The 21,709-nt window shown below is 74.2% G+C and carries 20 protein-coding genes; 14 read left to right on the forward strand and 6 right to left on the reverse strand.

Annotated elements, in window-relative coordinates; translation table 11 throughout:
- Positions 1–39: 39 nt before the first annotated feature.
- On the forward strand, positions 40–480 hold the full coding sequence (locus SM573_RS06460; RefSeq protein WP_474611572.1) for a hypothetical protein: 441 nt from the start codon (positions 40–42) through the stop codon (positions 478–480).
- A complete protein-coding gene (locus SM573_RS06465) occupies positions 477–1,571 on the forward strand; it encodes an MFS transporter permease (RefSeq protein WP_474615678.1) in 1,095 nt (364 codons plus the stop codon). Before SM573_RS06460 ends, SM573_RS06465 begins: the two co-directional genes overlap by 4 nt.
- 1,196 nt (positions 1,572–2,767) lie before the next feature.
- Here SM573_RS06465 and SM573_RS06470 read toward each other — a convergent pair.
- Positions 2,768–4,624: a dynamin family protein gene (locus SM573_RS06470; protein WP_474611570.1), complete on the reverse strand. Its 1,857-nt coding sequence runs from the start codon at positions 4,622–4,624 to the stop codon at positions 2,768–2,770.
- A gap of 106 nt (positions 4,625–4,730) precedes the next feature.
- On the reverse strand, positions 4,731–5,624 hold the full coding sequence (locus SM573_RS06475) for an IniB N-terminal domain-containing protein (RefSeq protein WP_474611569.1): 894 nt from the start codon (positions 5,622–5,624) through the stop codon (positions 4,731–4,733).
- Between the two features lie 303 nt (positions 5,625–5,927).
- On the opposite strand from SM573_RS06475, the gene SM573_RS06480 reads away from it, so the two are divergent.
- The 6 genes from SM573_RS06480 (at position 5,928) to SM573_RS06505 (ending at position 13,385) form a co-directional block, all read left to right on the forward strand.
- Positions 5,928–7,199 (forward strand): Hsp70 family protein, encoded by a 1,272-nt coding sequence (locus SM573_RS06480; RefSeq protein ID WP_474615679.1) that lies wholly within the window; start codon positions 5,928–5,930, stop codon positions 7,197–7,199.
- A gap of 5 nt (positions 7,200–7,204) precedes the next feature.
- On the forward strand, positions 7,205–9,775 hold the full coding sequence (locus tag SM573_RS06485) for a helix-turn-helix transcriptional regulator (RefSeq protein ID WP_474615680.1): 2,571 nt from the start codon (positions 7,205–7,207) through the stop codon (positions 9,773–9,775).
- The gene (locus SM573_RS06490; RefSeq protein ID WP_474615681.1) at positions 9,772–11,796 is read left to right on the forward strand and encodes a nitrate- and nitrite sensing domain-containing protein; all 2,025 of its coding nucleotides are present in this window, start codon (positions 9,772–9,774) and stop codon (positions 11,794–11,796) included. The genes SM573_RS06485 and SM573_RS06490 overlap by 4 nt, the downstream gene beginning before the upstream one ends.
- Entirely contained in the window at positions 11,793–12,239 is a 447-nt protein-coding gene (locus SM573_RS06495) for a roadblock/LC7 domain-containing protein (protein WP_474611565.1), read from the forward strand. Before SM573_RS06490 ends, SM573_RS06495 begins: the two co-directional genes overlap by 4 nt.
- Entirely contained in the window at positions 12,217–12,597 is a 381-nt protein-coding gene (locus tag SM573_RS06500; RefSeq protein ID WP_474615682.1) for a DUF742 domain-containing protein, read from the forward strand. Before SM573_RS06495 ends, SM573_RS06500 begins: the two co-directional genes overlap by 23 nt.
- Positions 12,598–12,698: 101 nt before the next feature.
- Positions 12,699–13,385 (forward strand): hypothetical protein, encoded by a 687-nt coding sequence (locus SM573_RS06505; RefSeq protein ID WP_474611563.1) that lies wholly within the window; start codon positions 12,699–12,701, stop codon positions 13,383–13,385.
- A 6-nt stretch (positions 13,386–13,391) separates the two neighbouring features.
- On the opposite strand, the gene SM573_RS06510 is transcribed toward SM573_RS06505, so the two are convergent.
- Positions 13,392–13,772: a thiol-disulfide oxidoreductase DCC family protein gene (locus SM573_RS06510; protein ID WP_474615683.1), complete on the reverse strand. Its 381-nt coding sequence runs from the start codon at positions 13,770–13,772 to the stop codon at positions 13,392–13,394.
- Between the two features lie 393 nt (positions 13,773–14,165).
- Here SM573_RS06510 and SM573_RS06515 point away from each other — a divergent pair, with 393 nt between their 5' ends.
- Genes SM573_RS06515 through SM573_RS06525 form a run of 3 tightly spaced genes read left to right on the forward strand, consistent with a single transcriptional unit; the run spans position 14,166 to position 16,219 of the window.
- Entirely contained in the window at positions 14,166–15,209 is a 1,044-nt protein-coding gene (locus tag SM573_RS06515) for an Rv2578c family radical SAM protein (protein WP_474615684.1), read from the forward strand.
- 42 nt (positions 15,210–15,251) lie between these two features.
- Positions 15,252–15,659: a CoA-binding protein gene (locus SM573_RS06520; protein ID WP_474611560.1), complete on the forward strand. Its 408-nt coding sequence runs from the start codon at positions 15,252–15,254 to the stop codon at positions 15,657–15,659.
- A gap of 41 nt (positions 15,660–15,700) precedes the next feature.
- A complete protein-coding gene (locus tag SM573_RS06525) occupies positions 15,701–16,219 on the forward strand; it encodes a DinB family protein (RefSeq protein ID WP_474615685.1) in 519 nt (172 codons plus the stop codon).
- A gap of 4 nt (positions 16,220–16,223) precedes the next feature.
- Here SM573_RS06525 and SM573_RS06530 read toward each other — a convergent pair whose 3' ends face one another.
- On the reverse strand, positions 16,224–17,420 hold the full coding sequence (locus SM573_RS06530) for an acyl-CoA dehydrogenase family protein (protein ID WP_474615686.1): 1,197 nt from the start codon (positions 17,418–17,420) through the stop codon (positions 16,224–16,226).
- A gap of 175 nt (positions 17,421–17,595) precedes the next feature.
- Between SM573_RS06530 and SM573_RS06535 the strand changes: the two genes are divergently transcribed.
- Positions 17,596–18,138 carry a DUF4190 domain-containing protein gene (locus SM573_RS06535; protein ID WP_474615687.1) on the forward strand — a complete coding sequence of 181 codons (543 nt, stop codon included), beginning with the start codon at positions 17,596–17,598 and terminating at the stop codon, positions 18,136–18,138.
- 33 nt (positions 18,139–18,171) lie between these two features.
- Here SM573_RS06535 and SM573_RS06540 read toward each other — a convergent pair whose 3' ends face one another.
- A complete protein-coding gene (locus SM573_RS06540) occupies positions 18,172–19,077 on the reverse strand; it encodes an SDR family NAD(P)-dependent oxidoreductase (protein ID WP_474611556.1) in 906 nt (301 codons plus the stop codon).
- A 116-nt stretch (positions 19,078–19,193) separates the two neighbouring features.
- On the opposite strand from SM573_RS06540, the gene SM573_RS06545 reads away from it, so the two are divergent.
- Positions 19,194–19,709, forward strand: coding sequence for a DUF4190 domain-containing protein (locus SM573_RS06545; protein WP_474615688.1), 516 nt, complete (start codon positions 19,194–19,196; stop codon positions 19,707–19,709).
- Positions 19,710–19,753: 44 nt separating this feature from the next.
- Here SM573_RS06545 and SM573_RS06550 read toward each other — a convergent pair whose 3' ends face one another.
- Positions 19,754–20,710 (reverse strand): HpcH/HpaI aldolase/citrate lyase family protein, encoded by a 957-nt coding sequence (locus tag SM573_RS06550; RefSeq protein ID WP_474611554.1) that lies wholly within the window; start codon positions 20,708–20,710, stop codon positions 19,754–19,756.
- Positions 20,711–20,833: 123 nt separating this feature from the next.
- Between SM573_RS06550 and SM573_RS06555 the strand changes: the two genes are divergently transcribed.
- Entirely contained in the window at positions 20,834–21,658 is an 825-nt protein-coding gene (locus SM573_RS06555; protein ID WP_474615689.1) for an SDR family NAD(P)-dependent oxidoreductase, read from the forward strand.
- Positions 21,659–21,709: the final 51 nt, after the last annotated feature.

Genomic DNA, 21,709 nt, shown 5'->3' on the forward strand with positions numbered 1-21,709 from the left:
ACCCGGACCGGGCGTTCCTTCCCGTATGGTCACGAACCGATGGAGACCTTGACCCGCCGGGGACGGGCAGTGCGTGTCGGCGCGACGGCGCTCGGCCTCGCCGTGCTGCTCGCCGGCACGCTCTGGGGTAGCGACGACGACTTCCCGTTCGGCCCGTTCCGGATGTACGCCACCTCGAACCCGCCGAACGCGCCCGCACCCGACACGCGGGTCGAGGGTGTCGACCGCACCGGCGCCGTGGTGAGCCTCGGCCAGGAGGCGACCGGCATCCGCCGGGCCGAGATCGAGGGCCAGCAGAGCCGGTACGTGACCGACCCGGCACGCCTCGCCGAGGTGGCCGACGCGTACACCGAACGGCACCCCGACGCCCCCGACCTCGTCGAGGTGCGGATCGTGATCCGCTGGTTCGGCATCGAGGCCGGCCGCCCGACCGGCGGATACACCGACGAGACCGTGGTCAGCTGGCGGGTGCCCCAATGATCCGCTGGTTGACCGAGCCGGTGCCGCGTGGGCGGGTCGCCGCCTTCCGCACGCTCATCTACCTCTTCGTCGCCGCCGACCTGGTCTTCTTCACCCCCTGGGTACGCACCCGGGTGAGCGTGCCCGGCGAGCTGTACCAGCCGCTGCTGATCGGTCGGCTGCTGCACCTGCCGACACCGACGCCGACGCTGGTGGCGGTGATCTTCTGGGCCCTGCTGGCGCTCGCGCTGCTCGCCGCGACCGGACGGGCGCCGCGGCTGCTCGGCTGGTCGGTCTTCGCGCTCTACCTCGAGTGGATGATCATCGCGATGAGCTACGGCAAGGTCGACCACGACCGGTTCGGCCTGCTCGTCGCGCTCGCCGTGCTCCCCACCGCGGGACGCGCCCGCCACGGCGACCAGACCCGCGCCGAGGCGGCCGGCTGGGCCCTGCGGGTCACCCAGATCGCGGTGGTGTGCACGTACTTCCTGGCGGCCTGGGCGAAGCTGCGCTTCGGCGGTCTGGACTGGCTGACCGGCTCGGTGCTGGCCCGGGCGATCATCCGGCGGGGCACCGAGCTGGCCGACCTCATCGCGCAGGTGCCCTACCTGCTGATCGTCGCCCAGTTCGGGATCATCGTCTTCGAGCTGGCCAGCCCCCTGGTCTTCGTGCTGCCCGAGCGCTGGCGGCTCGCCACCGTGGGCTTCTTCTACTCGTTCCACGTGGTCACGTTCGCGACCATCACGATCTCGTTCGCCCCGCACCTGGCGGCGATGGCCGCCTTCCTCCCCCTGGAGCGGGTGCGCCCGATCCACTGGCTGCGCGGGCGGTGGAACCGTTCGTCACCGACCGCCCTCGGCCAGCTCGGCGAGCATCCCCTCGCAACTGCGGACGACGACCTGCGCGCCGCGCCGTTGGGCAAGCCCGAGCAGGGGGTCCTCGGCGCGGTCCCGCCAGCGCCACTGGGCGTCGGCGGCGACCTCCCAGAGCCGCTGCACGCCGGCGTCGTGCTCGACCCCGAGCCGGGCGGCCAGGCCGACACCGTCCCCGCCGACAAGCCGTCGCGCCTCCGCGGTGAGCTCGGCGTCGAACCCGAGCCGGGCGTCGCGTAGCGCGGCGAGCAGGCGCAGCTCCTGGAACTCGTGCGCGCCGGCGAGGATCTGCTCGACGGTGCCGAGCAGCTCGGCGGTGCCCGGGCCGGGCTCGGCGCGCAGCAGCGCCTCCACGGCGGCCAGCGCCGAGCGGGACTTGAGGGTCTCCCGCCGGTCGACGAAGAACCGGTGCACCGACTCGCGCAGCTCGGTCAGACCGCTGCGGCGGATCAGCTCCGCCGAGAGGCTGGCGCGGCTGTCGCAGCCGGTCCGGACCAGGGTCGTGGCGAGCCGCACCCCGAACAGGCCGAGCCGGTCCAGCAGGCCACCGCGTACGTCGGCGTCCACCGGCACCGGCAGTTCGCCGCGGAGGAACCGGTCCGCGGAGAGCAGGTACGCCTCCAGCTCCGGGCGGGGCACCGCGGCCAGCTGGGCGAGCGCCGCGAAATCGGACTCGCTGAGCACCCGGCCGGCCAGCCCGATCAGACCGCTGCACGCCACCACGGTCACGCTGAGCGCGTCGACTCTCGGGTCGCGGTGCTGGCGCCGGGCGAGCTGCCGGGCGGTGAGCAGCGCGTCGATCTTCCCGCCGCCGGTCTCGTCGGTCCGGGACAGCACCATGATCACGTTCACCGGCGCGGCCTGGCCCACCGCGCTCTCCCGGGCGGCCTCCAGCACCCGCAGGTCGCTCGGGCGGCCGTCGCGCGTCAGGTAGAGCACCGCGTCCGCGTCCCGCAGCACCCGGTCCATCACCGGCGACCGGCCGTGCTCACCCGGCCCGCCGATCGCGGGCGTGTCGATGAGGGTCACCTGCCGTAGCGCCCGGGTGGGCCAGCGCACCACGATGTCGCTCAGCTCGCCGGCCCGCCAGCCGACGAGGTCCACCCGCATCCCGGTGGCCGACTTCGCCATCGCCAGCTCCTGCGGCGGATGCTGGGCCGAGTACGCGGTCGCCGACGCCTGCGGACCGTCCTCGTACCAGGTGAACACGCCGCTGCCGTCGGCGCCGACGACCGGGGCGACCTCCTCACCCATCAGCGCGTTGAGCAGCGTCGACTTGCCGGCCCGCCACGGGCCCGCGATCGCGAGGCGCAACGGCTCCTCCAGGCGGGCCAGCTGGCGCCGCAGGTGCCCGGTGGCCCGGGGATTGTCCCGGTAGAGCTCGACGGCCCGGTGCAGCAGTCCCCAGACAGCCTCGTCGAGCCGCAGGCCGACGGTCATACCCGCGGCTCCAGCGGCACCGCCGCCGGCCGCGCGGCGGTCAGCTGCTGGGCCTGCTCGTAGAGCGCCGCCAGCCGGGTCATCTTCACCTTGATCTCCCGTTGGCGCTGGTCGCGCACCGCCGCGTCGGTGTCGGCGGCCTGCTTGGCGTTACGCAGGGACTCGACGATGCCCACCTGGAGTTCGTCGGTCAGCGCGGCGAAGTGGTCCCGCAGCATCCGCTGCACCTGGCGGGTCGCGTCCCGGCAGTCCTTCACCACCCGGACGAAGAAGTCGTCGACGTGTCGCTGGACCGCCGTCTTGACCGTGGCCTGCCGGCGGCGCAGCAGCTGCTTGCTCTCGTCCCGAATGCTCTTGCCGCCGAACAGCGCGCCCGCACCGATCGAGACCGGATTGATCATGGGCATCCCGGCGAGCGTCATCGCCAGGCCGAACATCAGCAGGCCCCCGTACGAGCCCTTCATACCGGTGATCACCTTCTGGCTGGCCGTGAAGCGGTCGATGCTCGGGCGTTCTATCTCCGGCAGCCGCTCGGCCAGGTCGTCCGGCACGGTCATCGACCAGGGCGGCAGCAGGTCGTAGCCGTACCGGGCGAAGTTGCCCGCCACCCGCCGGGCCACGAAGTCGCACCGCTGCACCAGCCACTCGTGGTTGGCCTCGGCCGCCTCGGTGAGGCTGCGCGCCAGCCACTCCTGGAAGGTCTCCCAGGCGACCAGGGGATCCGCGGTCTCGAACGCGTCGTCGACCTCCCGCAGGATCTGCCGGGTCCGGTCACGCAGGTCGTACTCGATGTCGGAGAGCAGGTCGGCCATCTCGTCGTTGAGCGTGTTCTGCCACCGTACGGAGCACCGGCGCAACTCCTCGACCTCACGCTGCGCCGCGTGCAGCCGGGACATCGGCCCGGTCTGCTCCTCGGCCTGCTGGCTCTCCAGCTCGGCGCGCAACGGGGCGGCGAGCTGCTCGACCACCGTGCGGGCGGTCAGCCCCACCGCCGCCCGGGCCAGCACGTCACCCTTGCCGGCGAGGTCGCGCTGGAGCCGGCTGATGAGCGCGGGGAAGCCGGACTCGGCGTTGAGCGCGCGGTCGTCCGCGGCGGCCGCGCGCAGCCGCAGCGCCGCCGACACCGGGATCAGCGTGGCGGGCACACCCGCCTCGGCCAGGTGCCGCCGGTTGCGCTCGGCGACCGCCCGCCAGTCCGGCACCAGGTCGATTTTGGTCTGCACGACGACCACGTTGGGGTGGGAGCGGGTGACGTGCAGCAGCACGTTCAGCTCGGCGACGGAGAGTTCCCGGGTGGAGTCGGAGACGAGCAGCACGGCGTCGGCCCGGTTCAGTGCGGTGACGGGAGCGCCCGCGCCGAACGCGCCCGCCTCGTCGCTGCCGGGTGTGTCCACGAGGACCAGACCGGCGCCGAGCAGTGCGCGCGGGAGTCCGATCTCGACGTACGCCGGGCCACCACCCGGCCGGCGGCCGTACGTGCCGGCCACACCGGCCGCGATCCGGTCCACGGGCACCGGCGTGCGCTCCATGGTGGTCGCGAGCGCGGTGGCGGACCGGCCGGGGGCGGCCGGCGGCGCCTGTACGACCGCGGCCGCCGCCGCGTCGGCGTGCTGCACCACGGTCGGCAGCACGGTGGTGCGCCCGTCGCCCACCGGGCAGACCGGCGCGTTGACGATGGCGTTGACCAGTTGGCTCTTGCCCTGGTTGGGTTCCCCCACCACCAGCACGCGCAGCGTCGGGTCGAGCAGTTGCGCGCGCTTCTGCCGGACTGCCTGGAGCAGGTCACCACGCCCGTGTTCGCGGCACGTGCGGGCGATCTCGTCGAGCACGTCCAGCCAGATCCCCGCTATCACCGCACCAAGTGTGCTGATTTCGGCTCAATTATCAAGAGGGGCCGGGAACGGGGAAGGGCCGGGCCGCCCGTAGGCGACCCGGCCTCCCCGCTCGGACCGGGGGCGGTCAGAGCAGACCGTCGGTGATGCCCAGCAGACCGCCGCCGTGAGACGCGGAAGCGTCCCCGTGGACCCCGGCGTCGCCGGTCACACCGTCGGTGACGCCACCGGTCACGCTGCCCACCGTGCCGGTGACGCCGGAAAGAAGTCCGTCGACCTGGTGCGTCACGCCGCCGACCGTGCCCGGCACGTCGAGCGGCGGGACGACGCCGCTGCCGCCGTCGTGCAGCCCGAGCCCGCCCAGCGTGTCGTCCACGCCGAGCGAGTCGACGAGGCCGCCGACCTGACCCGTGGTGCCGGAGAGGGTCCCTCCGAGCAGGCCGTCCGGGGTGCCGAGCAGACCGTGGTCGGTCGCGTCGAGCACGGTGGTCGGGCTGCCGACCGTGCTGGTCACGTCGCCGACCACCGGGTCCGCCACCGAGTCCACGGTGCCGACCACGTCGGCGTCCAGGGTGTGCGCGACGTCGTGCACACCGGTCAGGTCGGTCGAGATCCCGCCGGGTCCGACGCCGACGCCCACACCGGGCAGCACCGTGGCCCCGACGGCGACCGCGCTCGGGTCCACCGCGATGGTGCCGAGCACGCCGGCCTTCACGTCCACACCGGAGTAGCTGCTGGTCACGGCGAGCTGCTGGGTGACGGTCTGCAGCTGGCCGACCACGTCGGTCACGTCCGTCACAAGCGGCTCGGCGCCGAGCTCACCGACCACCGGGGCGACCGGCGCGAGCCCCTGCACCGGGGCGTAGTCGACCACCAGCGGCACCACGTCCTGCACGTCCGCGGCGGTGATGTCGGTGAGGCCCGCGGCCCGCAGCGCACCCTCCGGGTCGAGGTCGAACGCCGACTTGGCGTCGGGGTCGGTGAGCAGGTTGAGCACGAAGTCGTGCAGGGTCTGATCCATGTGCCGGTCTCTCCTCGGATGTGTGCGTCGTCGGTCGCCGCTGATCGAGAGCGACGCTATGGGCACCGGGCCGCACCGGTCATCGGGGATCGGCCCGCAATCCGTACCCGCTCGGTTAGGGTCGCCGCCCCCTCGTCCGTTAGGGGGAATGGGGGGGCCGGGCGGGCCAGATTTAGGGTCTTGATGCCGGAGCTACTTCTGGTACGAACGTAGGAGCCCACGGGGATTCGCCGGGGGTGGGTCGTTCACTCCGCGGGAAACCCGCGGCCCGCGGCCGGCCGACTCGCGGTGAAGGAAGATGGCATGGCGTACGTCCTGGGGATAGACATCGGGAGCACGACCACCGCGGCCACCCTGGCCCGGCGGAGCGGGGCCGGCTGGTCCCGCCCCGAGGTCGTGGCCCTCGACACCGCCACGGCGACCGTGCCGTCGGTGCTGCACCTCGGCGCGGACGGCACCCTGGTGGTCGGCGAGTCCGGCACCGACGACGGCACCCGCACGGCCCGTGGCTTCGTGCACCGGGTCGGCGACGACGTGCCCCTGCTGCTCGCCGGCGAGGCCTGCCCACCCCAGCTGCTGACCGCCGTCCTGGCGACCTGGGTGGTGGAGCGGGTCCTCGACCGGGAGGGCGAGCCGGCCGAGGCGGTCGTGCTCAGCCACCCCGCCGGCTGGGGCCGGCACCGTCGCGAGTTGCTGCACGCCTCCCTCTGGGAGCTGGGACTGTCCCACGTGACGCTGCTGCCACGCACCGTCACGGTGGCCGAGAGCCACGCCGCACGCGGGTACGCCGGCAGCACGGCGGCCGTCTACGCCCTCGGTGGCGACAGCTTCGAGGCGGCCCTGGTCCGGCGCAATCCGCACGGCCGGTACGAGACCCTCGGGCTGCCGCAACGGCTGGACCACGTCGGCGGCGCCGACTTCGACGAGGCCCTCGCCGCACACGTACGCGCCGCGCTGGCCCGCGAACTCGCCACCGCCGGGCGGCGCGAGACGTACGCGACCCTGCGCGCCCTGCGCGCCGAGTGCGAACGGGCCAAGCGCGACCTGACCGTCGGCACCGAGGCCGACGTGGTGCTCACCCTGCCCGGCGGGCCCGTCCGCGTACCGGTGACCCGGGCGGAGTTCGAGGAGATGATCCGTCCCGTGGTGCGCGCCACGGTGGAGCTGCTGTCGCGCACCGTGCTCTCCGCGGGGCTGCGACCGGCCGACCTCGACGCCGTCCTGCTGACCGGCGGCTCCACCCGCATCCCGCTCGTCGCCGAGCTGCTCACCGCCGCCTTCCCGGTGCCGGTCGAGCTGGAACCCGACCCGCAACTCACCGCCGCCACCGGCGCGGCGCTGGCCGCCTGTCAGGTGGTGTCACCACGGCCCCGGCCGGCCGAGCCCGCCCGGACGCCCGCCGCCGGGCAGCCCCGCCGCGACACCGCGCCCGCCGTGCCCGCACAGCGACGCCCCCACCACGACCGCCTGGTCCACAGTGAACCGCCACCCCGGCCGCCGGTCCGGATCACTCCGCTGGAGCTGCCGAGGCCCTCGCGCCTCGTCCTGAGCCGGAGCCGGGGACGCGAAGGATGACCACGATGACGATGAGCGCCCTCGCCGGACACCGGCTGGTGCTGGACCCCGCGCCGCGGGCCCTGCTCGACCGGGTCGCCGCCGAGCCGACCGGACCGCTCCTGCTGGCGGTCGCCGGCCCCGGCGGGCACGGTCGCACCGCCTACCTCCAGGAACTCGCCCGGATCTACCGGCGGGCCGGGATCGCGGTGCACGAGTCCGCACCGGAGGCGCCCGACGCCGTGGACCCGGACGCCGTGCTCCTGGTCGACGACGCGCACCTGCTCGACGACGCCCGCCTCCGCACGCTGCGCCGGCTCGTCGCCGAACGACGGCACCGGCTCGTCGTCGGCTACCGGCCCTGGCCGCGGCCGGCCGCGCTGGTCGAGCTGGCCGACGCCGTCCGGCGGGAGGGCCAGCTCGTCCTGCTCACCCCGTTCGCCCGCGAGCAGACCGCGGCCTACCTCGCCGCCGTACCCGAGCTGGGGCGGCGCGCCGACCTCGTCGACTTCGTGCACGCGCAGACGGCCGGCGTACCCCGCGACGTCGAGCGGCTGGTCCGGGCGCTGCGCGGGGAGGAGCACCGGCCGGACGGCGTGACCGAGCCGCCCCGGCGGGTCGTCCTCGAATTCGGTCCCGACCTCGACGACCTCGCACCCGACGTCCGGCGGCTGCTGCTGGCCGTCGCGGCCGGCGTACCACTGCCGGTGGACCTGCTCGGGGCGCTCCTCGGCCGCGAGCCCGCCGAGGTCGACGCGCTCGTCGCCGCGACCCGGGCCGCCGGCCTGCTCGGCGCCGACGGCCGCCTCGCACCGCTGGTACGCCGGGCGGTGACCGCGCTCAGCCCGGCCACCGAACGCACCGCGGTCTGGCGCCGGCTCAGCGAGGTGCAGCTGGCCCGGGGCGGCCCGGTGCTGCCCCTGGTCCGCGCGCTGCTCGCGGCCGGCGTGGTCGGCGACTGCCCGGCCGGGACGCTCGAGGCGGCCGCCGAAGAGGCGCTGACCTCCGAGCCGGCGCTCGCGGCCGAGCTCTTCGCCGCGGCGGCGGCCGCGGGGCGACCGGCCGCCGCCCGCCAGGCGGTCGCCGCCGCGCTCGCCGGCGACCTCGACGCCGCCCTCCGCCTCGCCGACCGGCTGCTCGCCTCCGCGAGCCCCACGGAACGCGGCGAGGCGGCACTGGTCGCCGCGACGGCACTCGCCCACCGGGGCCAGGTCGGCCGCAGCGTGGAGCTCTACCGCTGGTCGGGCGCCGCCCCCGCCGCGGCGTTCGCCGCGATCGGCGCGCTCGCCGGCGGCGATCCCACCGACCCGGCCGGCAGCCGTGCCGACGACCACGACGGGCCGCCCACCCTGCACGCCGGCGCTGCCCGCCTGATGGCCGACGGGGTGCGGGAGAGCATCGCGGGCGCACCCACCGCCGCGCTGTCCACCCTGGTGCAGGCGGCTGCGCTGCTGGAGCCGGACGGACGGGCCGTGCTGCTGCCGGACAGCCCGGCCGCGCTCGCCGCCCTGACCGCCGTGCACTGCGGTGAACTCGACATCGCCGAGCGGGTGCTCGACCGGGCGGTGGCCACCGGCATCGGCGGTCCCCTGCTGTACCGCCGACACCGGCTGCTCCAGGCGTGGATCCTGATGGTCCGGGGCCGCACCGCCGACGCCCTCGACCGCCTCGGCACGGTCGTCGGCCGCGGCCGGCCGCTCGAGTCGCGCGACCTGCTCTTCGCCACCGCGCTGGAGCTGGGCATCGCACGGCGCAACAGCGACCTCGGTGCGCTCCAGCGCCGCTGGGGGCACGCCCTGGAAGCGGTGGTTCGCCACCCGGTGGACCTGTTCACGCTCCTCCCCCTCGGCGAGCTGGCCGTCGTCGGCGCCCGCCTCGGCGAACTGGATCGGCTGGCGCCGCACCTGCACCAGGCCCGCACGCTGCTCGCCCGGCTCGGCGATCCGCCGCTGTGGAGCGCACCCCTGCACTGGAGCGGCCTGCACGCGGCGATCCTCACCGAGGAACCGGCCGTCGCCGACGAGCACGTGGCCGCGCTGCTCGCCGCCGCGCCACACAGCCGGTACGCCGGTGTGGTGGCCGCGGCTGCCGCGAGCTGGGTGGACGTGCTGCGCGGAGTGATCGACCCGGTGCGCGTGGAAGCCGCCGCCCGGGGCCTGCACGACGCGGGACTCTGCTGGGACGGCGCTCGCCTCGCCGGGCAGGCCGCCATCCGCACCGCCGACCGGCGGGCCATGACCACGCTGCTGGACTGCGCCCGGATGCTCCAGGGACGGCCCACCGGAGCCCGGGCGGGCCAGGGGCCCTCCGGCAGCGGCGACGGTCCCGTCGCGGACGCGATCACGGCGCCGGCGGCGCACCGGCTCAGCGACCGCGAGCGGGAGGTCGCCGAGTTGGTGCTGTCGGGCCTCACCTACCGGGAGATCGGCGACCGGCTCTTCATCTCCGCGAAGACCGTGGAGCACCACGTGGCCCGCATGCGGTCCCGGCTCAACTGCGCGAGCCGGGCGGAGCTGCTGGCCCTGCTGCGGACCATCGTGGCGCACCGGCCGGACACCGCCGCCGGGCAGCCCTGGCCGGAACGGCCGACCCGGTGAACGCGCACGTGCCGACGAGCCGCCCACCGCTGCGGCGGCTCTTCGCGACCGCCGCCGTGGTGCTGGTCGCGCTCTGGTCGTACGCCGCCGTACAGACCGGTCGCGACGCCGCCGACCTGCTGCGGATCCGGGCCCTGGCGGAGACCCTCGGACAGCCCACCGACCGGTTGATCCTCGACCTGCAGGCCGAACGCCGTCTCACCGCGGGCGCGATCGCCGGCGGTACCCGGGAACGGGCCGCGCTCGGCGAGGCGCGCAACGCCACCGACGGCGCGACGGCCGCGCTCCGCGACGCCGCCGGCGGCACCGACCTGCGGCTGCTCACCGCCGGCGCGGTACGTGACCGGGCCGACACCCTGCTCCGCCAACTCGACGCGCTGACCCAACTACGCGGTGAGGCGGACAGCGGCCGGGTCGAGGCGGTCAGCGGCTACGACCAGCTCATCGACAGCGCCTTCGCGGTCTACGGCCCGGAGTGGGGCGCCCGGGAGAGCGATCTGGCCGCCGAGACGCGCGCGGTGGTGGCGCTCGCCCGCGCCCGGGAACTGCTCGCCCGGGAGGACACCCTGCTCACCGGTGCCCTCACCGGCGGTCGGGTCACCGTCGACGACCGCCGCCGCCTCACCGAGCTGGTCAACGTTCGCCGGTACGCGCTCACCGAGGCCGTGGCCGGGCTGCCCGGGAGTGACCAGGAGAGTTACGCGGCCCTCACGCAGGGCCCCCGGTTCGCCGCGCTGCGCGGTCTGGAGGACCGACTGCTGCGACCCGGCGACGACCCCGCCGGACCGGACGCCGAGGAGTGGCAGGCGGCGGCGATTCCCGCGCTGGCCGGGCTGCACGAACTGGTCCGCTCCACGGCCCGGGACAGCGTCGAGCGGGCCACGCCCGGCGCCGCCCTGGTGGTCGCCCGCTCCGGTCTGGTGCTGGGACTCGGCCTGATAGCGCTACCCGTGCTGCTTGTCACCGGGGCCCGTACCCTCCGCCGGCTGACCGCCGCGCCCGAGCACGCGGGAACGCCCTGGCCGGACGCCGCGACGACGGAGCCGGTCCCCGTGGTGCCGCAACCGTCTCCCGCGGTGGCCACGCCCGGTGACCGCTCGCGACCGGTCCCTCCGATGCGGACGCCGGAACCCGCCGCCGCTCGGGACCGGCACGACGGCGACCCCGGGGCGGCCACCCGCGAGTTCTTCCTCCACCTCACGAAGCGAAACCAGGCCCTGCTGCGTGAACAGCTCATCCTGCTGGACACGATGGAGCGCCGGGAGCACAACGCCGAGGAGACCGCCGAGCTGTTCCACCTGGACCACCTCGCCACCCGTCTGCGGCGCAACGTCGAGAAGCTCGTCACCCTCGCCGGCGCCCGACCGGCCCGGCGTTGGCGCCGGCCGGTGCCCCTGCTCGACGTGGCGCGCGGCGCCGTCGCGGAGGTCCCCGACTACCAGCGCGTGCTCGTCGCGCCGCACTGGCCGTGGTCGCTCGCCGGCCCGGCGGTCACCGACGTCATCCACCTGCTCGCCGAGCTGATCGAGAACGCGCTGACGTTCTCGGCCGCCGACACCGCCGTCCGCGTGGCCGGCGAACGGCGGGTCGACGGGTACGCCGTCGTCGTGACCGACGACGGACCGGGCCTCGACCCGGCCGCTCTCGCCGCGGCCAACCGGCTCCTGGCCGATCCGCCGACGGCGGGCCCCCCGATCGGCCACACCGGCCTGTACGCTGCTGCCCTGCTCGCCGCCCGGTGCGGTGCCCGGATCTGGCTGCAATCCGGTCCCCGCGGCGGAACGGCGGCGACCGTGCTGCTCCCGAGCACCCTGGTCGCGCAGACCGGGCCGGACGGCGCGGCGCCCGGACCGCGTGGCCACCGGCCCGCCCCGTCGGCGCGGTCGGCCGCCGGACCGGGCGCCGCCGGCGAGCTGCCGGTGCGGACCCGACACCCCGGGCACGGGTGGCCCGGGCCGGGCCGGGTCGGGCCCGACACGGTCGAGATACCGGTCCCCAGAGCAGCGAGAGGACACTCATGACGCATCCAGTGGTCACCGCCGACGGCCTGACCGACGCCCTGAACGACCTGGTCGACCGGGTGCACGGCGCCGAGTTCGCGGTGGTGCTCTCCCCCGACGGGCTGCTGCTCGGCGCCAGCCGCGACGTCGACGACGAGCTGGCCGGGCAGCTCTCCAGCCTGGTAGCCGGGCTGGAGGCGCTCGGGCTCGCCGCCACCCGCGTCTGCGTCGGCGGCGCGCTGCGGCAGATCGTCGTGCAGATGGCACGCGCGTTCCTCTTCGTCGCCACCACCCGCCACGGCGCGATCCTCACCGTCCGCATCGGCGCCGACGCCGAGGTGGGTGACATGGCGTACGAGGTGGCGCTCTTCGTGGGGCAGGCCGAGCGGCACCTGCCGGTGTACCTGGAGCCGGTCTCCACTGCGACGGGCGGGGAGATCGGTGCAGCCGACGGGCGCCGCTGACGAGGCGTGGTACGACGACGACGCCGGGCCGGTCGTCCGGCCGTACACCATGACCGGGGGCCGGGCCGCCCCGGATCGGGGCCGGTTCGACCTCATCACGCTGGTCGTCGCCCGGGGTCCGCTGCCCGCGACCGGGCGGCTCTTCCCCGAGCAGGCGGCGATCGTCGAGATGTGCGTCCGGCCGCTGTCGGTGGCGGAGATCGGCGCGGAGCTGGACCTGCCGGTCGGCACCGTCCGGGTGCTCCTCGGGGACCTGCTCGCCGCCGGAATGATCGAGACCCACGAACCGCCGACGCTCGCGGAGCTGCCCTCCGAGGAACTCCTCAGGGAGCTGCTCGCCGGGCTCCGCGCGCTCTGAACGGGCGGCCCACCGCGACGGGCTCGCCCCGACGGCGCCGTCGGACCATCTGAAGGGGGAAGTAGGTAGTGCCGGCATCACCGCCGCAGCCACGACGGACCGTGGCGATCATCGTGTTCGACCGGATCGTCGCGTTCGCCAGGACACTCCGGAGCACGGTCGCCGGTCTGGCCACCGGGTCGCCGGCCACCCGTTTCGTGCTCCTCGCCTCGCTGGTGATGCTGGTCGCCACCGTGATACCCGTCGTACTCGTGCTGCGGACCCCTGAGCGCCTGGCGCCCGTCGCCCTCGACCCGCCGCCCCAACCCCCCGTCCCGGCCGCGTCCGACCCCGGCACTCCGGGTGCGGAGGCCCGACCGGCCGCCTCCGCCCATCCCCCGCCGAGGCGCACGTCCGGAACGCCGAGCCCGACCATCGCACCGCCGTCGCGCAGTGCCACGGCCACGTCCGCACCGGCCCCCGTGCCGCTGCGGGCGGAGTTCGCGATCGAGGAGAGCGCCCTGCTCAGCTACCGGGCGGCGGTCACCATCAACAACCCGGGGGCGGCCCCAGCCCCGGACTGGACACTCGTGGTCACGCTGCCCCGCGAGTCGCTCACGGTCAGCGCGGTGACCGGCGCGCGCGCCAGCCGCGACGGCGCCACCTGGACGTTCGTGCCCGACGGGACCGCTCCGCTACCCGGCCGGGGCTCGGCCCGCGTGACGTTCCGGGTGGGCGGCGCGCCCGTCAGCTCCGCACCGACCGCCTGCGCGGTCGACGACACCGCCTGCACGGGGCTGCCCGGCTGACGGGGCTCAGTGCTGCCGGGCCGTGGGCACCGCGCACGCCGCCGTGCCGCCGGGCATCCGGTGGCGGTTGCGGGCCACCCAGCGGTACGCGGGCCAGGCGGCGGCGCGTACCGGCGCGAGGCGCAGCCCCGCACCGGCAACCCGCCATAGCGGCCCGCTGTCGCCGAGCAGCCGGGCGATGGCGTCGGGGCCGGCGGCCCGTACGCCGTCGACGCCGACCCACTGGACGGCCTGCTCGCACTCGACTTCGGTCAGGCCCAGCGCGGCCAGGTCGGCGAACTGCCACGGCAGCACGCGGGCCGAGGTGGGGATGTGGCGCTCGATGAACTCGGCGCAGCGGGTGCAGAACGCGCAGTCCCCGTCGTAGACGAACGTCGACGTCTCCATGCCTCCATCCTCCACCCGCGGGCCGCGGCCGGAACGTTGAGGTGGCGGGGCACACGCCGGGCCTGGACACGGACGGTGACGAGGACGTCGCCCCGGCCCCACCCCTCGCCCCCCTTTGCTCTGCACCCCGATCTGCACCGGTCACCCTGCGTGGTGACACCGCACGCCGCCGTGCGGCGCCGGGACCGTCCAGCGAGGTCAGCGGGGTGGTGCACCAGCAGGTGCAGAGCAAAGCGCGGGAAGCCCGGGTCGGTCGCCGCTCCGCCGCACCTACGGTGCGTGTCGACACACCGTGTCACCGCCAGGCTCGGGCACTCACTCTCGCCCGGCACCATCGCGCCGGCCGGGCGAGCCGGGTTGCGCAGCGCTAGAACGTGTGTTCGAATATTGGCCATGCGCTGGGACAACCTCGCCGCTCCCCCGGCCGAGGGGGCTCCCGAGCGGGCAGCGCCAGCGACGCCACCCCTGCCGCTGGCGCTGCCCGGCGCGACCGTCCGCACCTTCGACACTCCCGGCTTCACGGGGATGACGTTCTACGAGGTGCAGGCCAAGTCGATCATCAACCGGGTGCCGGGCGCCTCGCGCGTCCCGTTCGAGTGGACGATCAACCCCTACCGGGGCTGCAGCCACGCCTGCGTCTACTGCTTCGCGAGGAACACCCACACCTATCTCGACCTGGACGCCGGGGCCGACTTCGACCGGAAGGTGATCGTCAAGGTCAACGCCGGTGAGCTGGTCCGGCGGGAGCTGGCCGCGCCGCGCTGGCGGGGTGCCCACATCGCCATGGGCACGAACGTGGACTGCTACCAGCGGGCCGAGGGGCGCTACCGGCTCATGCCGCAGATCATTGCCGCGCTGCGCGACTTCGCCAACCCGTTCTCGATCCTCACCAAGGGCACCCTGCTGCTGCGCGACCTCCCGCTGCTGCGTCAGGCCGCCGAGGTCACCCGGGTCGGCATCTCCTACTCGGTCGGCTTCGTCGACGAGCGGCTCTGGCGTGCCGTCGAGCCGGGCACCCCGAGCCCCCGTCGCCGGCTGGACGCCGTGCGGGCGCTCACCGACGCGGGCTTCTCGGTGGGCGTGCTGATGGCGCCGATCCTGCCCGGCCTCAGCGACGACGACGAGTCGATCGACGCCACGGTGGCGGCGATCGCCGCGGCCGGGGCGACCGGTGTGACAGCCATCCCGCTGCACCTGCGCCCCGGCGCCCGGGAGTGGTACGCCCACTGGCTGGCCCGCGAGTTCCCGCACCTGGTGCCCCGCTACCGGGAGCTCTACCGCGCCGGCTCCTACGCGCCGCAGGCCTACCAGCGGGAGCTGACCGCGCGGGTGCGGATCGCCGCGCGCCGGCACGGTCTGCACCGGGGTGAGCGGGGCGACAACCGCGACCTGCCGCAGTCGTCACCCCCGGCCGCCGAGCAGCTCACCCTGCTCTGACCGGCGCCGGCGGATCCCGGCATCCGGAGCTACAGTCGCCGGGTGCGTACCGCTCAGCAGATCCTCGCCGAATCCGCCGTGATCGCCGTCGTCGGCGCGTCCCGCGACCCCCTCAAACCGGCGCACAGCGTCCCGTTGCAGATGCAGCGGCACGGCTGGCGGATCATCCCCGTCAACCCGACGGCCGACGAACTCTTCGGGGAGCGGGTCTACCGGTCACTGGCCGACATTCCGCACCCGGTGGACCTCGTGAACGTGTTCCGGCCCGCGAAGGACGCGGTGGAGGTGGTGCGGCAGGCGGTCGAGATCGGTGCGCCGGCCGTGTGGCTTCAGCTCGGCATCGTGTCGGCGGAGGCGCGGCGGATCGCCGAGGAGGCGGGAGTCGACTACGTCGAGGACCGCTGCCTGGCCGTGGAGCGCGCGGTCGGCGCTCTCACCCGGCGGGGCTGAAATTCGGTCGCCCGGACGGCACGCCGGCGGCATCATCCGGGATGCCCCCGCCGCCCCGGACGCTCCTACGCTGGCAGTTCGACCTGACCTGGTCGCTGTTCGAGTACCACCTCGAACGGCTCGAACCGGGTGACTTCCTCTGGGAGCCGGCCGGGTCCTGCTGGACGCTGCACCCGAAGCCCGACGGCGGGTGGACACCCGACTGGGCGGACACCGAACCGGACCCGGTTCCGGTGCCGACGATCGCCTGGCTCACCTGGCATGTCGGCTGGTGGTGGTCGGTGGCGATCGACGAGCTGCGCGGGCGACCCGCCCGGCGGCGCGAGGACGTCGGGTGGCCGGGGCCCGGCGAGGCGACGGTCTCCTGGTTGCGAGGGCTGCGCGCCGAGTGGCTGGCGCTCCTCGACGGCTTCGCCGACGCCGACCTCGGCGCCGCCACCGGCTTCCCCTGGCCGCCCGACTCGGGGAACACCGCCGCGCACACCGTCGCCTGGGTCAATGCCGAGCTGATGAAGAACGTGGCGGAGATCGGTCAGCTGCGGCTGCTGCGCACGGCGTAGTGCCTCAGAGCCTGTACTCCTTGAGCAGCCCGCGGGAGATGATCGTCTTCTGGATCTCCGAGGTGCCCTCGCCGATGAGCAGGAAGGGTGCCTCGCGCATGAGGCGCTCGATCTCGTACTCCTTGGAGTAGCCGTAGCCGCCGTGGATGCGGAACGCCTCCTGCACGACCTCGGCGCAGTACTCGGAGGCGAGCAGCTTGGCCATGCCCGCCTCGACGTCGTTGCGCTGGCCGGCGTCCTTGAGCCGGGCCGCGTTCACCATGAGGGCGTGGGCGGCCTCGATCTTCGTACCCATCTCGGCGAGCTTGAACGCGACGGCCTGGTGCCGGGCGAGCGGCTGGCCGAAGGTGTGGCGCTGCTGGGCGTACGCGACGGCGAGTTCGAAGGCCCGGATGGAGATGCCGCAGGCGCGGGCGGCCACGTTGACGCGGCCGACCTCGATGCCGTCCATCATCTGGTAGAAGCCGCGGCCGACCCTCTCCTCGCCGCCGAGGACGGCGGAGGCGGGGACGGTCACGCCGTCGAGGATCATCTCCGTGGTCTCGACGCCCTTGTAGCCCATCTTCTCGATCTTGCCGGGGATGGTGAGGCCGGGGGCGGTCTCACCGAAGCCGGGCTCCTTCTCCAGCAGGAAGGTGCTCATGTTGCCGTAGACGGAGTCGGCCCCGGTGTCGGTCTTCACGAGGGTGGCGACGACCGAGGAGTACGCCCCGTTGGTCAGCCACATCTTCTGGCCGTTGAGGACGTAGGTGTCGCCGTCGCGGACCGCCCTGGACTTGATGGCGGAGACGTCGGAGCCGCACTCGGGCTCGGACATGGAGAAGGCGCCGCGCACCTCGCCGGTGGCCATCTTCGGCAGCAGCCGGGCCTTCTGCTCGGCGGAGCCGTGCTGGGAGATCAGGTACGCCACGATGAAGTGGGTGTTGACGATGCCGGAGATGGACATCCAGGCCCGGGAGAGCTCCTCGACCACCAGGGCGTACGTCAGCAGGGACTCACCGAGCCCACCGTGCTCCTCGGCGATGGTGAGGCCGAAGAGCCCCATCTCGCGCATCCCGTCGATGATGTCGGTCGGGTACTCGTCGGCGTGCTCGAGCCGCTGCGCGTGCGGGATGATCTCCTTGTCGGCGAACTCCCGGACGGTCTCCAGGATCGACCGCTGCACATCGGTCAGGCCGGGCGTCTGGGCGAGTCGAGCCATGTGAGCCTCCGGGGTCGGCGCATTACTCATGGGTAACTGAACGCTCGGTCAGTATCGGTCGCCGGGGCGGCGAGGCCAAGGTGACCAGTCCACACAACCGCTGTGAAAAGGTTCACCGCTGCGGGTAGCGTCCGGCAAGAGGGCTCACGACCAGCGCCGGCAGGAGGAGGAGACCGTGACGAACCCGCCGCCGCCCGACCCGTCCGAGCCGTCCGGCCGGGAGCAGCCTCCGTCGCCGTACGAGCCCCCGTCGGATCGTTCGCCCTACGCACCGCCCCCGGACGACCCGTCACCGTTCGGGCCGCCACCCGAGCGCTCGCCGTACGGCCCGCCCAGCGACCAGCCGACCCCACCCGCACCCGACCAGCCGCCCTTCGGGCAGCCGGGCGGCGGCTACCCGCCCGGGCCGCAGTGGGGGCACCAGCCGCCGTACGCCCCGCAGCCGCCCTACGGGCAGTACGGTCCCGCACCCACCGGCCCGGTCCGCACGAACGTCCTCGCGATCCTGTCCCTCATCTTCGCGTTCGTCTTCGCGCCGGCCGGCATCGTCCTCGGCCACCTGGCCAAGCGGCAGCTGCGCACCAGCGGCGAGGAGGGCGACCAGCTCGCCACCTGGGGGCTGATCCTCAGCTACGTCTTCACCGGCCTGGGGCTGCTGGCCTGCTGCGGCTGGATCGCGGTGGTGCTGCTCACCGGCGTGAACAACACCACCTACTGACCGGTCGCGCGGCGGGCGCCGCCACCGGCGGAGTCAGCGGAACTGGCCCTCGCGGACGCTGTTGCCGCCATCCACCACGAGCATCTGCCCGGTGATGTAGGACGCGGCCGGCGAGCAGAGGAAGGCGATGGCGGCGGCCACCTCGTCGGGTGTGCCCGGCCGGCCGACCGGCGTGCCGAGGCCCTGCTTGATCTCGGCCATTGTGGACGCCGCCGTGTAGATGGTGCCGGGCGCGACGGCGTTCACCGTCACCCCGTCGGCGATCGCCTCCATGGCGAGCGCGCGGGTCAGACCCACGACGCCCGCCTTGGCCGCCGCGTACGCCGCCTCGGTCGGCAGGGCGTTGACCGGCCCCGCGGTGGCGGCCAGGTTCACGATCCGCCCCCAGCCACGCTCGGCCATCCCGCCGATGAACGCCCGGCTGCACAGGAACGCGGTCGTCAGGTTGCGGTCGATCTCGCCGCGCCACTCGTCGTAGGTGAGCTGGGCGACCGGCCGGAGCACCTCCGGGCTGGCCCGGCTCGCCAGGCCGGCGTTGTTGACCAGCACCTCGACGTCGCCGAGTTGCTCGGCGACCGCGTCGGCCAGGGCGCCCACCTCCGACTCGTCGGTCAGGTCGGCGACGAAGCCGGTCACCCCGAGCTCCTCGGCCCGCTCGTGGATCCGCCGGGTGGTGGACACGATGGCCACCCGGGCGCCGAGATCGGCGAGTCGCCGGGCCGTCGCGTAACCGATGCCGTCCGGGCTGCCCGCCCCGGTGACCAGGGCGACCCGGCCGTCCAGCCGCATCGTCACGGGCTCGGGCAGCGCGGCGGGTTCGTCCACGTCGGCCAGAGTGGATGGTGCGGACGCACGGCTGCGCCGGGCGAAGACCGGACGGCTGGCGTCCCTCCTCGGTCGGCTGCCGGAACGGTCCGCGGCGCGCGCGTCGATGGCCATGCCTGGGATCCTGCCCGTTCCGGCCGGTCAGGGCAACGCGGCACCCGGGGCGCAGGTCATCGGGTTTGCGCTGTGCTGGCTACCCTGACGGCACCTTCACGCAATGGAGAGGACGCATGACCTATCCCCCACCGTCCGGCTGGAACGATCCGGCGGGGTCGGCTCAGCAACCGGGTCCGCCGTCGACCCCGCCGGTCGACCCGACAGTGCCGTTCACCGGCCAGCCGGTGCCCACCCAGCCCGGCCCGGTCGACCCGTACGCGCCGGTCGACCCGTACGCCGCCGCGCCGCAACCGCCCGCCGCCACCCCGTACGGCACGCCCGGCTACCCGCCGGGCTACCCGGGTTACGGCTACCCGCCCGCGCCCCAGACCAACGGGATGGCGGTCGCCGCGATGGTCGTCGGCATCACCGGCATCATGGGTCTCTGCGGCTACGGCGTCGGCGGCATCATCGGTGTCGTCGGCGCGATCCTCGGTCACATCGCCAAGCGGCAGATCCGTGAACGGGGCGAGAGCGGCGAGGGCATGGCCACCGCCGGCATCATCATGGGTTGGGTCTCCACGGCCATCGCGCTGCTCGCCGCGGCGGGCATCATCATCGCGATCGTCTACGCGGCGAACCAGCCCTGAGCGCGGTCGTGCCGTCCGGGGCGTCCCGGACGGCACGCGCGCGTTCACTCGGCGGGTGGGGTGAACCAGGACGTGCGGGTCATCCCGGCCGCCCGGCCCTTGGCCGCGATGACCAGCGCCATCTTCCGGGACGCCTCGTCGATCATCTCGTCGCCGAGCATCACGGCGCCGAGCCTGCCGCCCGCCTCGGACGTGTAGTGCTCGTACGCGTCGAGGATCAGCTCGGCGTGGTCGTAGTCGGCCTGGGCCGGCGAGTAGACCTCGTTCGCCGCGTCGATCTGGCCGGGGTGCAGCACCCACTTGCCGTCGAAGCCCAGCGCGGCGGAGCGCTTGGCCACCTCGCGGAATCCGTCCACGTCGCGGATCTGGAGGAACGGGCCGTCGATGGCCTGCTTGTCGTGCATCCGGGCGGCCATGAGGATCCGCATGAGGATGTAATGGTAGGGATCGCCGGGGTAGTCCGGGATCAGCGCGCCGACCGCCAGCGACCTCATGTTGATCGAGGCCATGAAGTCGGCCGGACCGAAGATGATGGTCTCCACGCGTGGCGACGCGGCGGCGATCTCGTCCACGTTGACCAGGCCGGCCGCGTTCTCGATCTGCGCCTCGATGCCGATCCGGCCGACCTCCAGGCCGAGCGTCTTCTCCAGCTGGGTGAGGGTCAGGTCGAGCCACTGCACCTGGCCGGCGTTCTGCACCTTCGGCAGCATGACGCAGTCCAGGTTGGCGCCGGCGCCCTCCACGACCTCGATGACGTCCCGGTAGGTCCACGGGGTGGTGAGGTCGTTGACGCGTACGACCCGGGTCTTGCCGGCCCAGTCGCCCTCGTTGAGCGCGGCCACGATGTTCTTGCGGGCGTCGGGCTTGGCCAGCGGCGCCACGGCGTCCTCCAGGTCGAGGAAGACCTGGTCGGCCGGGAGGCCCTGGGCCTTGCCGAGCATCTTGACGCTGGATCCCGGTACCGCGAGGCAGGACCGGCGGGGGCGACCGACAGCGGCCATGGATGCGCTCCTTCCGGCGTCCGACGGGCACGCCGACGCCAGCTGACGAAGACCGGGTACTTAACGATCCCAAAGGGTGTTACGCCACGGTAACCTCACGCCATGACCGCGGTGAATGGAGCTGTGGAAGATCTCACTGGGCGCCGCCTGGTGGTGGTGACCGGCGCCAGCTCGGGCATCGGCCTGGCGGCCGCGGTCGACCTGGCGCGCCGCGGTGACCAGGTGGTACTGGTCGGGCGGGACCCGGCCCGCCTCCAAGCCGCCGGTGACCGGGTGCGCGACGCGTCCGGGGAGCGGCCGGAGCTGTTCCGGGCCGACTTCGCGGTGCTCGACGACGTACGCCGGCTGGCCGAGAAGCTGCGGTCCGCGTACGACCGGATCGACGTGCTGGTCAACAACGCCGGGGCGATCGTGCTCCAGCCGGTCACCACGGTCGACGGGTTCGAGCTCTCCATCCAGGCCAACCACCTGGCTCCGTTCCTACTCAGCAACCTGCTGCGCGACCGGATCGGCCGAATGGTCGTCACCGCTTCTGGCGCGCACCGCAGCGGCATCCTGGACCCGGACGACCTCAACCGTCCGCTGCGCCGCTACCGGGCGATGACCGCGTACGGCACCAGCAAACAGGCGAACATCCTCTTCACCGCGGAGGCGGCCCGGCGCTGGCCGGAGGTCGCCGCGCACAGCTTCCACCCGGGCGTGGTGCGCACCCGGTTCGGCAACGAGAGCCGCCTCGTGGCGCTCGGCATGCGGCTGCTGCCGTTCCGCAGCCCCGAGAAGGGGGCACAGACGCTGCTCTGGCTGGTCAACTCCGACCCGGCGCGGCTGGTCCGCGGCGGCTACTACTACGACCGCCGGCTCCGCCGCCCGCTGCGCAAGGCGACCGACCCGCAGCTGGCCGCCCGGCTCTGGACGGCCAGCGCCAAGGCCGTCGGCGTCCCCGAATAACCGGAGCGGCGTCCGCACCGGCGGCGGCCGGGGTCCCTCGGCGGGACGGGA

Source organism: Micromonospora xinjiangensis, from assembly GCF_056150165.1.

Coding starts and splice junctions, on each gene's coding strand:
- SM573_RS06460 (WP_474611572.1), top strand. CDS start 40: ATGGAGACCTTGACCCGCCGGGGACGGGCAGTGCGTGTCGGCGCGACG.
- SM573_RS06465 (WP_474615678.1), top strand. CDS start 477: ATGATCCGCTGGTTGACCGAGCCGGTGCCGCGTGGGCGGGTCGCCGCC.
- SM573_RS06475 (WP_474611569.1), bottom strand. CDS start 5,624: ATGGATCAGACCCTGCACGACTTCGTGCTCAACCTGCTCACCGACCCC.
- SM573_RS06480 (WP_474615679.1), top strand. CDS start 5,928: ATGGCGTACGTCCTGGGGATAGACATCGGGAGCACGACCACCGCGGCC.
- SM573_RS06485 (WP_474615680.1), top strand. CDS start 7,205: ATGACGATGAGCGCCCTCGCCGGACACCGGCTGGTGCTGGACCCCGCG.
- SM573_RS06495 (WP_474611565.1), top strand. CDS start 11,793: ATGACGCATCCAGTGGTCACCGCCGACGGCCTGACCGACGCCCTGAAC.
- SM573_RS06510 (WP_474615683.1), bottom strand. CDS start 13,772: ATGGAGACGTCGACGTTCGTCTACGACGGGGACTGCGCGTTCTGCACC.
- SM573_RS06515 (WP_474615684.1), top strand. CDS start 14,166: ATGCGCTGGGACAACCTCGCCGCTCCCCCGGCCGAGGGGGCTCCCGAG.
- SM573_RS06525 (WP_474615685.1), top strand. CDS start 15,701: ATGCCCCCGCCGCCCCGGACGCTCCTACGCTGGCAGTTCGACCTGACC.
- SM573_RS06530 (WP_474615686.1), bottom strand. CDS start 17,420: ATGGCTCGACTCGCCCAGACGCCCGGCCTGACCGATGTGCAGCGGTCG.
- SM573_RS06540 (WP_474611556.1), bottom strand. CDS start 19,077: ATGGCCATCGACGCGCGCGCCGCGGACCGTTCCGGCAGCCGACCGAGG.
- SM573_RS06545 (WP_474615688.1), top strand. CDS start 19,194: ATGACCTATCCCCCACCGTCCGGCTGGAACGATCCGGCGGGGTCGGCT.
- SM573_RS06550 (WP_474611554.1), bottom strand. CDS start 20,710: ATGGCCGCTGTCGGTCGCCCCCGCCGGTCCTGCCTCGCGGTACCGGGA.